This window comes from Vibrio sp. 1078-1 (genome assembly GCF_033340475.1).
The window spans coordinates 113,409-128,907 of sequence record NZ_JAWOWM010000009.1 but is presented as its reverse complement, the minus strand read 5'-3'; the positions used below and the strand labels follow the sequence as shown (position 1 = coordinate 128,907).

The 15,499-nt window shown below is 44.5% G+C and carries 10 protein-coding genes; 4 read left to right on the top strand and 6 right to left on the bottom strand.

Annotated elements, in window-relative coordinates; all coding sequences use genetic code 11:
• Window positions 1-41: 41 nt before the first annotated feature.
• The 3 genes from frsA to R7190_RS16970 all read right to left on the bottom strand — a co-directional run bounded on the left by frsA (window position 42) and on the right by R7190_RS16970 (window position 3,398).
• Window positions 42-1,289, bottom strand: a complete 1,248-nt coding sequence (gene frsA, locus R7190_RS16980; protein ID WP_186584441.1) for an esterase FrsA — start codon at window positions 1,287-1,289, stop codon at window positions 42-44.
• Between the two features lie 91 nt (window positions 1,290-1,380).
• Entirely contained in the window at window positions 1,381-1,845 is a 465-nt protein-coding gene (gene tet(34) / locus R7190_RS16975) for an oxytetracycline resistance phosphoribosyltransferase domain-containing protein Tet(34) (protein ID WP_005381590.1), read from the bottom strand.
• A 263-nt stretch (window positions 1,846-2,108) separates the two neighbouring features.
• Window positions 2,109-3,398 (bottom strand): NCS2 family permease, encoded by a 1,290-nt coding sequence (locus R7190_RS16970; RefSeq protein WP_005381592.1) that lies wholly within the window; start codon window positions 3,396-3,398, stop codon window positions 2,109-2,111.
• Between the two features lie 1,024 nt (window positions 3,399-4,422).
• Here R7190_RS16970 and R7190_RS16965 point away from each other — a divergent pair.
• Window positions 4,423-5,895 carry an aminoacyl-histidine dipeptidase gene (locus R7190_RS16965; protein WP_053350265.1) on the top strand — a complete coding sequence of 491 codons (1,473 nt, stop codon included), beginning with the start codon at window positions 4,423-4,425 and terminating at the stop codon, window positions 5,893-5,895.
• Between the two features lie 64 nt (window positions 5,896-5,959).
• Here the strand turns inward: R7190_RS16965 and R7190_RS16960 are convergent, their stop codons facing one another.
• On the bottom strand, window positions 5,960-6,499 hold the full coding sequence (locus R7190_RS16960) for a DUF3332 domain-containing protein (protein ID WP_005381596.1): 540 nt from the start codon (window positions 6,497-6,499) through the stop codon (window positions 5,960-5,962).
• 330 nt (window positions 6,500-6,829) lie between these two features.
• On the opposite strand from R7190_RS16960, the gene R7190_RS16955 reads away from it, so the two are divergent.
• From R7190_RS16955 to R7190_RS16945, 3 genes are all read left to right on the top strand, one after another.
• Window positions 6,830-7,897, top strand: a complete 1,068-nt coding sequence (locus R7190_RS16955; RefSeq protein ID WP_054576939.1) for a succinylglutamate desuccinylase/aspartoacylase family protein — start codon at window positions 6,830-6,832, stop codon at window positions 7,895-7,897.
• 263 nt (window positions 7,898-8,160) lie between these two features.
• On the top strand, window positions 8,161-10,347 hold the full coding sequence (locus tag R7190_RS16950) for a TonB-dependent receptor domain-containing protein (RefSeq protein ID WP_104975924.1): 2,187 nt from the start codon (window positions 8,161-8,163) through the stop codon (window positions 10,345-10,347).
• 118 nt (window positions 10,348-10,465) lie between these two features.
• Entirely contained in the window at window positions 10,466-10,906 is a 441-nt protein-coding gene (locus R7190_RS16945; protein WP_005381599.1) for a hypothetical protein, read from the top strand.
• Window positions 10,907-10,996: 90 nt separating this feature from the next.
• Here the strand turns inward: R7190_RS16945 and R7190_RS16940 are convergent, their stop codons facing one another.
• Window positions 10,997-11,305, bottom strand: coding sequence for a DUF3622 domain-containing protein (locus R7190_RS16940; protein WP_025998700.1), 309 nt, complete (start codon window positions 11,303-11,305; stop codon window positions 10,997-10,999).
• Window positions 11,306-11,600: 295 nt separating this feature from the next.
• Entirely contained in the window at window positions 11,601-15,494 is a 3,894-nt protein-coding gene (gene purL, locus R7190_RS16935) for a phosphoribosylformylglycinamidine synthase (RefSeq protein ID WP_186584443.1), read from the bottom strand.
• Window positions 15,495-15,499: the final 5 nt, after the last annotated feature.

Sequence of the window (15,499 nt, the reverse complement as noted above, 5' to 3'; positions counted from 1 at the left end):
TTTGCTCAGATATATCACTCTTAACTAATTTAGGAGAATTGTCACCCTAATAATTCATCTTCTAGCCACTTTATGGCTAAATCGAGGGATTGCTCATATCCTTTTGTAATTGTTTTGGAACTGATTTTTTTCGCTCTACCATACTGGCTAAATAGAGCAACAAGTTGATTATCACTGTGTGGCGACACTGGATCGCCCTCAAGACTCAAAGCCAAAATAGGCACTTTGGTTTTTCGACTGCTCAGGAAGCCCTGAACCTTCAATGACCACGCCATCATCTGACCAGCCATGCTATTAATATCAACCGCATTTTTCCCCAAACGGGAAGCCAAAAGATCTAGGTACATCTTCGGCATTTTTTGTAACTTCTGAGGGGAAGTAAAAATATCATGTACGGGTGCGCCTAGAGCGACACAAGCTTTGATCTTTTCTTGCTCGACAAAAGAGAGTCTGATCATGGCATTACCACCAAAACGAAACCCAACTAACCCCACTTTGTGATGATCAACCCAAGGTAGCGAGTAAAGCTCATTCAATACCGCTTGATGTAGGCAACTTGAATTCTCGGTCAAGGGCCAATGAGAGCTATGCCCAACTGAAGGCATGTCCACGGTTAACATCGCAATATCTCGCGGTGCAAGACGATTACGGAACAAACGCCACATGTCGGTTTGTAGAGTATCCAAACCAGCGCTCACCATGACCACAGGCAACTGTTTATCCGTTCTTGGTAAATGGAGGTTCGCGATGATTTTGCGATTTTGGTAAGGCACTTCAATTTGCTTGATGGTGTACTTAGTTTTTTCTGCGCCGTCAGAATACGCTTTGTTTGCCAGAACTTGAGCTTGCGATGCCAAGTTGTCATTTTTTAAATGTGGGTAGCCTGCAATACTAAAACACAAAGAAGCAGTGAAGAGTTCATCCGCTGCCTCTTCTCCTTGCATTTCATTTGCTCGCTTCTGATGATCCATACCAAGCTTGATCCACTCAAATGTCCAGTTACCACCGTGATAACCCATTACAGTGTCTAACCAATCATCATTGGTTCGCGAGTGAGAAGATGAAGCAATTTTGGACAGTACGCCTTCCATTTCGATCGGAGACAATCCTTGCCAAGCCCATTGCAAGCGACGCAAATGACGATACCAAGCACGATCACCCTGCGCTTCTCGTTCATCAAGTATTTTTTTACTGGTCGGCATGTACTGGGTAAGCGCGGAGGTTTCTTTTGCTTGCTTATGTTTCACGAACAAAGTTTCGGAAAGATTTTTACTGACGTCTTCAGACATAGGAAGAACCCTAGGCTATTAGCATGATTTAATATCATAATAAAAAAAATGCCCCTATAAAGGGGCATTTCTCAATATTCTTTAACCGCGCTTATTTTTGCTTGCGGTTTACTGGCTCAGCATACTGGATTGACATATCCCAAGGCTGCTCAATCCAAGTGTCTTGAGCAATATCTACAACGTAATCATCCAGCAGCTCTTTGCCTGATGGTTTCGCACACACAGCGATCATTTTCGCTTTTGGATACATCTCACGTAGTTTGCGCGCTGTATCACCACTGTCTACTAGGTCTTCAACGATTAGGTAACCTTCGCCATCACCTTCAGGTGCTTTTAGTACCGTCATATCGCGCTGATGATCATGGTCGTAGCTTGAAATACAGATTGTATCAACGTAACGAATACCCAGTTCACGAGCCAAAATAGCGCCAGGAACCAAACCGCCGCGGCTTACCGCCCAAATTCCTTTCCATTGCTCAGCTGGCATTTGTTTTTCAGCCAGTTCACGGCAGTAAGTCTGCATTGCATCCCAAGTGATAATGAATTTTTTACTCATTGTAATAACCTAATAATTTGAAAATATGCATCCTCAAAATCTAGCGAAGTCACTCAAAAGCGGAATGCTCACTAACTTCTCCAAAATGTTTGGAGACGAGGATGTCAAGCTGCGCAAACGATTATTCTACCGAAACACACCGCTAATACCAACGGTGATATCAAAATTCTCTGCCTATTCCGCAGAAAAACCGTCTTCTGTGAACAACGTAAAAAAGAAAAAGCCAGCGTGAATAAATCCACACTGGCTTTTTGCTCGAGAAATTAACCGACGAGGTATTTAACGATGAAGATGGCTGACATCACCCATACACTCATCGACACTTCACGGCCCTTGCCGCTGAATAATTTGATCGCCGCGTATGCGATAAAGCCTAACGTGATACCTTCTGCAATCGAGAATGTTAGCGGCATAACTAAACAAGTCACAACAACTGGGGACGCTTCAGTTAGGTCACGCCAATCAATGCTTACTAGCCCAGACAGCATCAAGATCGCCACATAGAATAGCGCACCTGACGTTGCATAAGCAGGGATCATACCCGCAAGTGGTGAGAACAATAGAGCAAGTAGGAAGAGTACACCAACAACCACGGCTGTTAGACCAGTACGCCCACCCGCAGCCACACCAGAAACGCTTTCAATATAAGATGTCGTGTTAGAGGTACCAAGTAATGCACCTACTGACGTTGCTGTTGAGTCTGCAAGTAACGCTTTGTTTAAACGAGGGATGTTGCCATTCTCATCAGTTAGACCTGCTTTTTGAGAAACGCCAACGAGCGTACCTGCGGTGTCAAATAAATCGACAAATAGGAAAGCAAATACGACGGAAATCATGCCTACTTCAAACAAACCAGAGAAATCCAGTTGCATGAAAGTTGGCGCAATGCTTGGTGGCGTTGACATAATACCGCCCCACTGCACATCACCAAATAGAAGACCGAGCGCTGTAACGCCAAGAATGGCGATCATCACCGCACCTTTCACACCACGGTGAACCAGTGCAATCGTAAGAAAGAAGCCAATCGCGGCCAATACAGATGGCAATGATGTGATCTCTCCCATAGAAACTAATGTCGCTGGGTTATCAACGACGATACCTGCATTTTTTAATGCGATAAACGCTAAGAAAAGACCAATACCAGCTGAAATACCTGTTCGTAGAGAATGCGGGATCGAGTTAATAATCCACTCACGGATCTTAAATACGCTTAAAAGAATGAACAGAAGGCCAGAAACAAATACAGCCGCTAACGCAACTTGCCACGTATAACCCATTCCCAATACAACAGAGTAAGTGAAAAATGCGTTCAGGCCCATTCCTGGTGCCTGTGCGATTGGGTAATTCGCAACAAATCCCATAATAAAACAGCCGATTGCGGCAGCAAGACAAGTCGCGACAAAAATGGCACCACGGTCCATACCGGTATCCGACAGGATCGCTGGGTTTACAAAAATAATGTAAGCCATAGTTAGGAAGGTCGTAACACCTGCAATGATCTCAGTACGCACATTTGTGCCATTTTCACTGAGTTTAAAAAGCCTCTCGAGCATGATCGAATCCTGTAAAGGTAAAAAAGTAAACGGTTGCGTAATCGATTGGCAGGAATTATAAAGTTATCAAATAGCAAATTCTAGATAGAATCTTCACTCTAATGCGTTTTTTTTCTTTGGATATGAAACACATTCTCTAACCTATCAAAGTAGGCAAAGGAATATATTCTTACAAAACAATAGGTAACCTAGATAACACAGTTCCCTAAAAGAGAATAAAAACTGAGCAATGTACTAAACTTTCAGATGAAAAAGACCCATTTTTAACATGGTATCTAACAGATTTGATGGAAAAGTCGATAAAACCGAAGAATGGGGAATAGAAGAAGGCTTTGATCGCAATAAGTGAGTCAGGAAGAGAAAATAGAGATAAAAAAACGCCACCCAATTTGGGTGGCGGTGAATCATGTCAGCACTATCACTGAAAAAAAATTCCAATTTATAGGGGTGAACAAACTGTTCGAGTCACATGCGTTGACTTCACTTAGTAGCCAAAGCTTGTTGGGTATACAAAGTTACCGGTGTAAACAGACTTGCTATTCCAGAACATTGTACTTGGTAAACCTTTCATAACTATCACCTTTTAAATCAATTAAACATTCGTTGATTTCTCGGTTCCTTGGAGGCGATAAAACGGACTCATCCTTTGAGCATTTCATTCTTCTCTCAGAAGCTGGTTACAAATATACCACCAAGAAATTTAATTACAAGCATTTTAGTGATTGGAATCACAAAAAATACATAAATTGACCTTTATCAAAGTTTATATGTAATTAAATTACAATTTTATGAATTAAAAAATAAAGCCACTTTCAGAATGTATGATAGAGAACACATAGTGCTTGTTATTGTATTCACAAACTGTGACAGTTCTGAGAGAAATCCTTGTGATCGCGACTACTCGTACTCCTTATCTGGTGGTATGCTAACGGCAATTTGAAGGCCAAATCGTCTAGCATTTAATGCTACCTTGACAACATTTTTACGGTATATATTTGGCAAAGCACATCAAAAGGAGTCCTCCGTGTCTGAGTTCCATTCTGAGATCAGTACCTTATCACCTGCTCCACTTTGGCAGTTTTTCGATAAGATTTGTTCTATCCCTCATCCATCGAAACATGAAGAAGCATTAGCACAGTACATTATCAACTGGGCAACAGAGCAAGGCTTTGACGTTCGCCGTGATCCAACCGGTAACGTGTTCATCAAAAAGCCCGCGACACCAGGAATGGAAAATAAGAAGGCTGTTGTACTTCAAGCACACATCGACATGGTGCCGCAGAAAAACGAAGACACTGAACACGACTTCACCAAAGATCCAATCCAACCTTACATCGATGGCGAATGGGTAACTGCGAAAGGCACGACGCTTGGTGCAGATAACGGTATTGGTATGGCTTCTTGCCTTGCTGTATTGGCATCTAAAGATATTAAGCACGGTCCACTCGAAGTTCTGCTGACGATTGATGAAGAAGCAGGCATGACTGGCGCATTTGGCCTTGAAGCTGGTTGGTTAGAGGGTGAGATTCTTCTAAATACAGACTCTGAGCAAGAAGGCGAAGTCTACATGGGTTGTGCAGGTGGCGTTGATGGCACCATGACTTTCGATATTTCTCGAGAATCAACGCCTGCAGGTTTTGTAACACGCCAACTGACGCTGAAAGGCCTAAAAGGTGGTCACTCAGGTTGTGACATTCACACAGGTCGCGGTAATGCCAACAAATTACTTGGTCGTTTCCTTGCCGGTCATGCTCAAGAGCTTGATTTACGTTTAGTCGAATTCCGTGGCGGTAGCTTACGTAATGCAATCCCTCGCGAAGCGTTTGTTACTGTCGCGCTTCCTGTCGAAAACCAAGACAAGCTTGCTGAGCTGTTCAACCACTACACTGAGCTGCTTAAAACTGAATTGGGTAAAATCGAAACAGGTATCGTAACCTTTAATGAAGTGATCACGACTGACGCGCAAGTATTTTCAATCGCCGATCAGCAACGATTCATTGCGGCACTTAACGCTTGTCCAAACGGCGTAATCCGTATGAGTGATGAGGTGGAAGGCGTTGTTGAAACTTCTCTAAACGTTGGTGTGATCAGCACAGAAGAAAATAAAGTCACCGTGCTTTGCTTGATTCGTTCTCTCATTGACTCTGGCCGTAGCCAAGTGGAAAGCATGCTGCGCTCGATTACTGAGCTAGCAGGCGCACAAATTCAGTTCTCAGGCGCTTACCCTGGCTGGAAGCCAGATGCAGATTCCGAGATCATGGCAATTTTCCGTGATATGTATGAAGGCATTTACGGTCATAAGCCGAACATCATGGTCATCCATGCTGGTCTTGAGTGTGGCCTATTTAAAGAACCATACCCACACATGGATATGGTTTCTTTCGGTCCAACAATAAAATTCCCTCACTCTCCAGATGAGAAAGTGAAGATTGATACTGTTCAGTTGTACTGGGAACAGATGGTCGCGCTTTTAGAAGCGATTCCAGAGAAAGCATAATTCAATCACGAAAAATGACAAAGGGTGCCATACGGCACCCTTTTTTTGGTTTAGTTGAACCCAACTACACACGGTTTTGCGCGTAAGCGGCTAATTCATCCATTGAGGTTTGTGCAGCAACTTCACCATCAATGTAGTAAGTAACAAACTCACCATCGCGTACACCCATGAGTGTCGCCTTTTCACCGTTACTGTAAGTAATATCCATTTGAACAGTGTTCTCATCGATTTGCTGCATTCGCCCCTGCTCAATGACACGGTTATCCGCTAATGGTGCGATTGGTGCCGTCGTTAACGACTTATCTAACTGGTGATTGACATCAATGTAAGTATCTACCTTTGTATCGAAGATATGTGGCTTACCATTTAACGGGTTCTTACCCGTCCAAAATTCTAGAGAGTTAAACACGATATAATCCGCTGCGATCGCGACACCATAAACAGGCGCTAAAAGCATATTTAGGCCACCTCGAGCGTAACGGTTGTCAACAGCTTTCAAGTTAAACCCCATGACATAACCTGTCACGGCATTACTACCTACGCAACCTGAAAGTGAAACTGCTACCGCAGTCAATGCACCAATTTTAGCAATTGCCTTTTTCATCAAAACCTCTAGTTAGAAAGTGTGAAACCTCAAATTCGGCGCGGATATTATCGGATAAAAAGTAGGGTTAAAAGTCCGTTTTTTTGTCCTCCATGAACAGTATTATTTTTAATACAGTCACATTTTTTAAGGCTATTATTGCGCTCTCTTCTCTATGGCTTGTTATGTATTAAACTGATAGAAAAGATCATATTGAAAACAAAAACTTCACACATACCAAAATTTCACGCATGACGATTAAAGTAATTTGTCGTGTCCTTAATGAGAATGATTAGTGCGATTTTGCAGCAATTGTTACATTGCTGATGACGCATTTGACAGAGATGGTTTATGGCCAGAAGTAAAAAAAGCAAAGTGTTTGAGCTCTTAGGACATCAAATACAACCAGGGCAACGATTAGAGATCGAATTTGAAGCAGCGAAGCTATATACACATTCGCCTTTATCTATTCCTGTGGAAATAATCCATGGGAAACAAGAAGGACCAGTTTTAATGGTGAATGCTGCTATCCATGGTGATGAGCTTAATGGCGTAGAAATCGTTCGTCAGATCATTAACCAACTGGATCCACAAAAACTGAAAGGCACTGTCATTGCAGTACCTATCGTTAACGTTTTTGGTTTCATCCATAAATCTCGTTACTTGCCCGACCGACGAGATCTCAACCGTTGCTTTCCTGGCAGTGAAAAAGGCGCACTTGCATCTCGTATGGCACACGGGTTCTTTAACAACATTGCCAAGCGTTGTGACTACATTTTGGATCTACACACAGGGGCCATTCATCGCACGAACTTGCCACAGATCCGCGCAAACTTAAGCAACCCAGAAACTCTGCGTATTGCTCAAGCATTTGCAACGCCAGTGATTGTTGATTCAGCATTGCGTGATGGCTCTTTACGCAGTGAAGCAGAAAAATGTGATATTCCAGTGCTCACCTACGAGGCTGGCGAAGCATTGCGCTTTGATCCACTTTCGATCAGCGCTGGTGTGTTCGGGGTTCGGCGCGTAATGCAAGCCATTGGTATGTTGCGAGCGAGCAGGAAAAAGCTGCCTGAGCCTATCATAGCGAAGTCCACCAGCTGGGTTCGCGCGTCAGGTAACGGCATTTTGCGTACTGTCGTTAATCTGGGAGACAAAGTAGAACAGGGTGAAACGCTCGCTTATATTAGCTCTCCTCTTGGTCATGATGAGATAGAACTAAAAGCCCCGAAGCGTGGTTTAGTTATCGGTCAACAAACATTACCATTGGTGAACGAAGGCGATGCAATTTTCCACCTTGCCTATTTTAACCAAGGTGATAATGCTTTAGAGCAAGCAGTCGAAAGCTATATTGAAGGCCTTACTGAATTCGATGCCGAGCCGCTGACCACCGGACAGATACCGTTAGAAACTCAGTAATTCCTACCAAGTAGGCGCCTGATTAGCTCAAAAGGAGCAACAGTGCTCGCACTATCTTGTTTAAAGCCAATAAGCTCAGCGTCCATGATGCTGGGCTTTTTGTTTTATGTACGCTAACGATACTTATCGTAGTTTCCACGAATGGATAAAAAACTTTACAATCCGTCGCAAAAACACATTTGATAATTAATCTCATTATCATTTATTAATCGTAATAATGTTCTTATAATCCCAGCTTCATAAAAACACTATAAATCATCAATATGAAACGATTAAAAAGTCATCCATTCAAAGTAAATCTCATTTCACTGGCTTTGCTCTTCCCTCTTTATTCATATGCCGAGACAGCGCCAAATGAAGAGCTTGAAGTCATAGGCGTTCGTTATGCCAAACCTATTACCATTGCTGAGCCTGCGCAAACCACCATTAATTGGTCAGAGATTGAAGAGCAACAGTACTCTAATTTTGCCTCAATGATCGATGCCGTTCCCGGTGCATCAATAGATGGTGGCGGTCGTTCTGGTGGCGAACGTATTAACATTCGTGGTTTTGATGATCCAAGCGATATCGCCGTCTTTGTCGATGGCGCTCCAATTGGCTTTCAACAATACCGCTACGGTACCTTCTTTTTTGATCCGTTCTTAATTGGCGAAGCAGAAATTATCAAGGGCGCGCACGACTATCGAGCACTCAACGGGAAGTTTGGTGGCTCCATTCGCATTAAAACCAAAAGTGTCGATGATCTCCTGTACGGCGAAAGAAACTTTGGTGCTCGCATCTCAAGTGCATACAACACCAACGGCGATGAGAACGCCTACACACTAACACTCTATGGTAAAAACGATACTGGTTTTTATTTTCTAGCGAATGGCTCGGTAAAAGATTCTGATGACATTAAAGTCGGAGGTGGTGAAACGCTGGATTACTCAGGTTATGAGCAAGAAAACATGCTCGTAAAGGTCGGTTATGAAAACAACGATCACGAGTTTGAAATTAGCCACACTCGCTACAAAGATGAAGGTCGTAAACCTTGGGCTAACCGCCGCGGAAAAATGCCTAACATCACCGAATACAATATCAAGAAATACGGCTCATTAGAAAAAGCCCAATACGCTTACACCGTCGATAACAAATACACGGACAACACCACGACCATCTCTTACCACTACATGCCGACTAACCCGTATATTGATTTCAATATCAAAATGGCACGTTCCGAAAACGATCGTCATTGGGTTCGCCCTGACGTAGCATTCGAGAAAATGTTCGTTTCTGTTGGCAGTTACGGTCATGAGTCATGGCTGAGTTACGAGCGTGATTACGTTGATGTGTTTAACCAAGCGCAATTCGGAGACCACACTCTAGTCACTGGGCTTCAATATCAAAAAACCGATAGAGACTCGTTAGTATTCAACGCATCATACGACAGTAATGAAGCGAAAAACTACGGTTGGTACACCCCTTACTACGAACCATCTGGCACGCAGTCAATTTATGCCGCTTACATTGCTGATCACTATCAAGCAACAGACCGCCTAACAATCACACCTTCTCTGCGTTACGAATACATCAAGAGTGAAGGAAAAGGGAACGCAGCGCCGGATTATAATGATCCAGCTGCCGGACATGACTATGGTGAAACGACGCATAAAGGCTTTAGCCCACGTTTGGATATCGACTTTGATGCGAGCAATAATACGCGTTTAAACGCCTCCTACGCCTACGCTTTAAAAGCACCAACCGTTGATAACATCTACTCAGTGCAATATGCGCGAGCTACCGCTACGGCTACTGCTTTGAATCTGGACGTGTCTCGTATCCATGCTTATCAAGCAAGCGTTATCAACTTAACGGAAGGGCTGGTGAACTCTCGCGATAACCTCGCAACAGAGTTAACTATGTTCTATAACGATGTTAGCGACACAGTTGATATACGAACGGGCGAAAACCTCGACAAAAATACTACTGAGTTACAAAGCTGGAATACAAACCTAGATGGCTTTAAAAACTATGGCTTTGAGCTAATTTCACAATACCGGATTGAAGATTTCTACAGTAATTTCTCAGCAAGTTACATTCGCGGCAAAAACAAAGGTAGCCTATCTGACTCTACAGGTTCAGATGATGATCATCCTGATGTACCGCCATTAAACATTAATCTGGGTTTAGGTTACGAATGGATTCCTGGTTTACGTACGGGCTGGGAAGTCCGCTGGTATGATGCGCAAACCAAAACCAAGGCAAGCGGTAATAATTTAAAAGTGAAATCGCCAAGTGAGCAATACACGCTACAAAACGCTTACGTGGTTTGGGAAATACAGCAAGTCGAAGGCTTGAGCGTTGGCGCGGTTGTGAAAAACTTAACCGATCGTTACTACGAAGCATACCTATCTAATGGCGTGCCTTCGCCTGGTCGCGAAGTCAAACTGCACCTCACTTATCAATACTAACCATACCTAAAAGATGCAGGGCAGACATTAACTGCCCTGTTATATCGTATCCAATGGCCATAATTGCACGCCGTTTTATTTATCAGTATTATCATTTCCTTTTGCTTGCATACACATTATGAACAATCTAAAAACACGGCTTCTTCTGATTTGCTTCTTCCCTGTAGGTAGCCTAGCGCAAGCTTCTGAGAACATTGCAGACTACTTACAAGAACAAAGCAAGCACCAAGTTTCAGAAGATTTTTACGCACAGCCAACAGCAAATAACCTGAATCTAGATGCAAAAACTAACTCTTTAACTTGGCACGAAGATGGTAAGCCGGATCACTGTCGTTACGCCAAGCAGCCCAAAGACGTCGCAACACATTTCGACTACGGTGAAGCAAACGATCTATCTGACGGCTTACAACACTTTGATTTACCGGAAAGACATTCTGCAAAGGTCAAATCGACACATCGCACTTATGCTAATAACCCTCACCTTCTTCCTGGCAATAAACAATTTGCAGCCCCTGAAGACGGCACGTTTAGCTTGTCCGTATCGTCGGATTGTTTTTAGCCGATATAAATAAAAAATGCCCTGAGACAAAACTCAGGGCATTTTCACTATTTGTTTGATGGGTAACGTCACCATCTCACCGATTTAAACTTATTCTTCGTCAGTGTCTACTTCGGTTTCACGTGCTTTGCGGGCTTCTTCTTTACGAACTTTTGCCGCTAGTTGTTCTGCTTCGCGCTCTTGACGTTGCGCTGCTTTACGCTCGTTACGAACCACTTGGTTTTGGATAAATCCAGCCAGTTCTTGTTCAGCCCAAGCTTGTGCTTTCTCTTCGCTGTCAAAGCCTGTTTCACGCTTTGATACTACAGTCTTACGAGATGTCACTTGGCGAGTGATTTCTGCGCTCCAGCCGTTACGTTTTTCAGTGACGCGGATAGCAAATTTTGGATTCTTAGACATTTCTTTCATTTCCTAAGGGATTTAGGGATCAATCAGGGATTCGGTCAACTTGATAACTCCATCTAAGCTGAGCTGTTTAACACCATCCCTTGGTAAGCGCGGTATTAGAGCATAAAAGTAATCTAAACGCTGCAAGTTTTTTACGCTAGATAATAGATGACAAAGAAGAGGCAGAACAAAGCAACGTTTCGCCAAGTCACTAGAAAGAGCGACGAAGAAAAAAGAGTGATAAGAAAAAAGAAAGCGCTGGTCTCTCAACCAACGCTTTACTTAAGCTAGATTAACCTGAGGTTAATTAACCGATATTCTTACGTGCATTTTGGAACATACGCATCCAAGCACCATTTTCACCCCAACCTTCCGGAGCCCAAGAGTTTGCAACTGTGCGGAATACGCGCTCTGGGTGAGGCATCATGATAGTAACGCGACCATCTGCTGTTGTTAAGCCAGTAATCGCGTTTGGCGAACCGTTCGGGTTGTTCGGGTATTGTTGTGTTGGGTTACCGAGGTTATCCACGTAACGAACCGCAACCGTACCTGATGCTTCAATCGCTGCTAGGTGCTCTGCATCACGTACTTCTACACGCCCTTCACCGTGGGAAACCGCGATTGGCATGCGCGAACCAGCCATTCCGTCGAAGAATACAGAATCAGATTTCTGAACTTCAACTAGACTAAAGCGCGCTTCAAAACGCTCAGATTCGTTGCGCACAAAACGTGGCCACAAGTCTGCACCTGGGATCAGCTCTTTCAGGTTTGATAGCATCTGACAACCGTTACATACACCTAAAGAGAACGTCTCTTCACGGTTGAAGAAGGCTTGGAACTGTTCACGAGCTTGTGCGTTAAACAGGATAGACTTAGCCCAACCTTCACCCGCACCTAGTACGTCGCCGTAAGAGAAGCCACCACAAGCTACTAGGCCATGGTATTCATCCAGTACCGCTTGGCCTGTTAGGATATCGCTCATATGGATGTCGGTTGCTTCAAAACCAGCTCTGTCAAACGCTGCTGCCATTTCGACGTGGGAGTTAACGCCCTGCTCACGTAGAATTGCCATCTTAGGTTTAGCACCTTTCGCAATGTACGGTGCTGCAACGTCTTCATTTACGTCGAAGCTGAGCTTAACGTTTAGACCTGGGTCAGAGTTGTCTTTCTTAGCTTCGTGCTCTTGGTCTGCACACGCTGGGTTATCACGTAGACTTTGCATCTTATGCGTTGTTTCAGCCCAGATAACGCGTAGTTCGGTACGTGAACGTTCAAGCACAACTGCATCACCAGAAGTGATAACAAAGTCGTCTGAAGCTTCAACAGAACCAATCACATGTGAGCATGCCTCTAAGCCGTTTGCCGCCAGAGTAGATAGAACTGAATCTAGATCATCATTCTTAACTTGAACAACCGCACCTAGCTCTTCGTTAAATAGAACGGCTAGCGCATCATCACCCAGCTCTGCGATGTTCGCTTTTACGCCACAGTGACCCGCGAACGCCATCTCAGCCAGTGTAACAAAAAGACCGCCGTCGCCTTTATCGTGGTAAGCCACTAGCTTGTCATCACGTACTAACGCTTGCATTGCATCAAAGAAGCCTTTTAGCTGCTCTGCATTATCTACGTCAGCAGGTTTGTCACCCAGCTGTTTGTATACTTGTGCCAATGCTGTCGCACCTAAGCGGTTTTTGCCGTTACCCAAGTCAACAAGAACTAGAGAAGTCTTTCCTTTGTCAGTGCGTAGTTGTGGAGTCACGGTCTTACGTACGTCTTCCACACGACCAAATGCCGTGATAACTAACGACAGTGGAGAAGTGACTTCTTTGCTCTCGCCGTTTTCTTCCCACTTGGTTTTCATCGACATGGAGTCTTTACCAACTGGGATAGTCAAACCTAACGCAGGACACAATTCTTCACCAACCGCTTTCACTGCTTCGTAAAGACCCGCATCTTCACCTGGGTGACCCGCTGGAGACATCCAGTTCGCAGACAGTTTAATGTGTTTAATATCACCGATGTCTGTTGCCGCAATGTTCGTTAGTGACTCACCAACGGCTAGGCGAGCCGATGCTCCAAAGTCTAGTAATGCCACTGGCGTGCGCTCACCCATCGACATTGCTTCGCCATGGTAAGTGTCGTAGCTTGCCGCTGTTACTGCACAGTTTGCTACTGGTACCTGCCAAGGACCAACCATTTGATCACGAGCAACCAGACCCGTTACTGTTCGGTCACCGATAGTAATTAGGAATGTTTTTTCTGCAACAGCAGGAAGACGAAGTACGCGATCCACCGCTTCATTAAGCTCAATACCATCACGAACAATGGCAGGGCTTTCCACTTTTAGTGTGGTTGCGTCACGGTGCATCTTCGGTGGCTTACCAAGCAGGATATCCATCGGCATATCGATCGGCGTATTGTCAAAGTGAGAATCTTCTAGCGTTAGATGACGCTCTTCTGTTGCTACACCCACCACTGCATACGGTGCGCGTTCACGCTTACAGATTGCGTCGAATGCTTCCATGTTTTCTGGCGCTACCGCTAGAACGTAACGTTCCTGTGATTCGTTACACCAGATTTCCAGTGGGCTCATGCCTGGCTCATCGTTTGGTACATCGCGTAATTGGAACTTACCGCCACGCTCACCGTCGTCGACAAGTTCAGGCAATGCGTTAGAGATACCGCCTGCACCCACATCGTGGATAAATGCGATTGGGTTGTCGTCGCCTAACTGCCAACAACGGTCGATCACTTCCTGACAGCGACGTTCCATCTCTGGGTTTTCACGCTGTACTGAAGCAAAGTCCAGATCTTCTGCTGACTGACCAGATGCCATTGAGGACGCCGCGCCACCACCAAGACCGATGTTCATTGCCGGACCACCAAGTACGATTAGGCTCGCACCCACAGGGATCTCTTTCTTCTGTACGTGTTCATCGCGGATGTTACCCATACCACCAGCAATCATGATTGGTTTGTGGTAACCACGAATTTCTTCACCCGCATGAGAAGTGACTTTTTCTTCGTAAGTACGGAAGTAACCCAATAGATTTGGACGACCAAATTCGTTGTTGAATGCCGCGCCTCCTAGAGGGCCTTCAAGCATGATGTCTAACGCATTTACAATACGACCCGGCTTGCCGAAGTCGGTTTCCCATGGCTGTTCAAAACCAGGAATACGTAAGTTAGAGGTTGTAAAACCAACCAGACCCGCTTTTGGCTTACCGCCGATACCCGTCGCGCCTTCGTCACGGATTTCACCGCCTGAGCCAGTCGATGCGCCCGGCCATGGAGAGATTGCCGTTGGGTGGTTGTGCGTTTCTACCTTCATCAAGATGTGCGTATCTTCATGGTGGTACGTGTATTGACGAGATTTAGGGTCTGGGAAGAAACGACCCGCTTTAGAGCCTGTCATAACGGCTGCGTTGTCTTTGTATGCAGACAGCACATAGTCAGGTGTCGTTTCAAAAGTGTTTTTGATCATTTTGAACAAAGACTTAGGTTGATCTACCCCGTCGATAGTCCAATCTGCGTTAAAAATTTTGTGGCGACAATGCTCTGAGTTCGCCTGAGCAAACATCATCAATTCAATGTCGTTTGGGTTACGCCCAAGCTTAGTAAAGTTCTCTACCAAGTAATCAATTTCATCTTCTGCGAGTGCCAAGCCAAGGGAAACGTTTGCCTCTTCAAGCGCAAGACGACCGCCAGCTAAGATATCAACATGTGCGACAGGCTTAGGCTCTGCAACAGTAAATAATGCTGATGCGGCTTCAAATTCTGTGAATACTGTTTCCATCATGCGGTCGTGAATTAACGCTTTAACAGCGTCAGCTTGAGCTTCTGATAGAACAACTGAAGACTCGACATAATAAGCCGTACCACGCTCTAGACGTTTCACTTTATCCAGACCACAGTTAACAGCGATATCGGTAGATTTAGAAGACCAAGGCGAGATAGTGCCAGGACGAGGCGTGACAAGAAGTAGAAGACCTTCAGGCTCATGCTCTTCGATGGTTGGGCCGTAAGTTAGTAACTTTTCAAGTTTTTCTAACTCTTGGTCATCAAGGTCTGACTTTAGATCGGCAAAGTGCATAAACTCGGCATAAATGCTAGTTACAGGCAGATCTTGTTCACGACAAAGTTCCAGTAGTTTATTAACACGAAACTCAGAAAGAGCTGGGGAGCCACGCAAAATTCTCATGTGCT

Bases quoted from the DNA above. Each gene is read 5' to 3' on its own strand.
- R7190_RS16955 (WP_054576939.1), top strand. From the start codon at position 6,830: ATGGCCAGAAGTAAAAAAAGCAAAGTGTTTGAGCTCTTAGGACATCAA.
- purL (WP_186584443.1), bottom strand. From the start codon at position 15,494: ATGAGAATTTTGCGTGGCTCCCCAGCTCTTTCTGAGTTTCGTGTTAAT.
- R7190_RS16940 (WP_025998700.1), bottom strand. From the start codon at position 11,305: ATGTCTAAGAATCCAAAATTTGCTATCCGCGTCACTGAAAAACGTAAC.
- R7190_RS16950 (WP_104975924.1), top strand. From the start codon at position 8,161: ATGAAACGATTAAAAAGTCATCCATTCAAAGTAAATCTCATTTCACTG.
- R7190_RS16960 (WP_005381596.1), bottom strand. From the start codon at position 6,499: ATGAAAAAGGCAATTGCTAAAATTGGTGCATTGACTGCGGTAGCAGTT.
- frsA (WP_186584441.1), bottom strand. From the start codon at position 1,289: ATGTCTGAAGACGTCAGTAAAAATCTTTCCGAAACTTTGTTCGTGAAA.
- R7190_RS16970 (WP_005381592.1), bottom strand. From the start codon at position 3,398: ATGCTCGAGAGGCTTTTTAAACTCAGTGAAAATGGCACAAATGTGCGT.
- R7190_RS16945 (WP_005381599.1), top strand. From the start codon at position 10,466: ATGAACAATCTAAAAACACGGCTTCTTCTGATTTGCTTCTTCCCTGTA.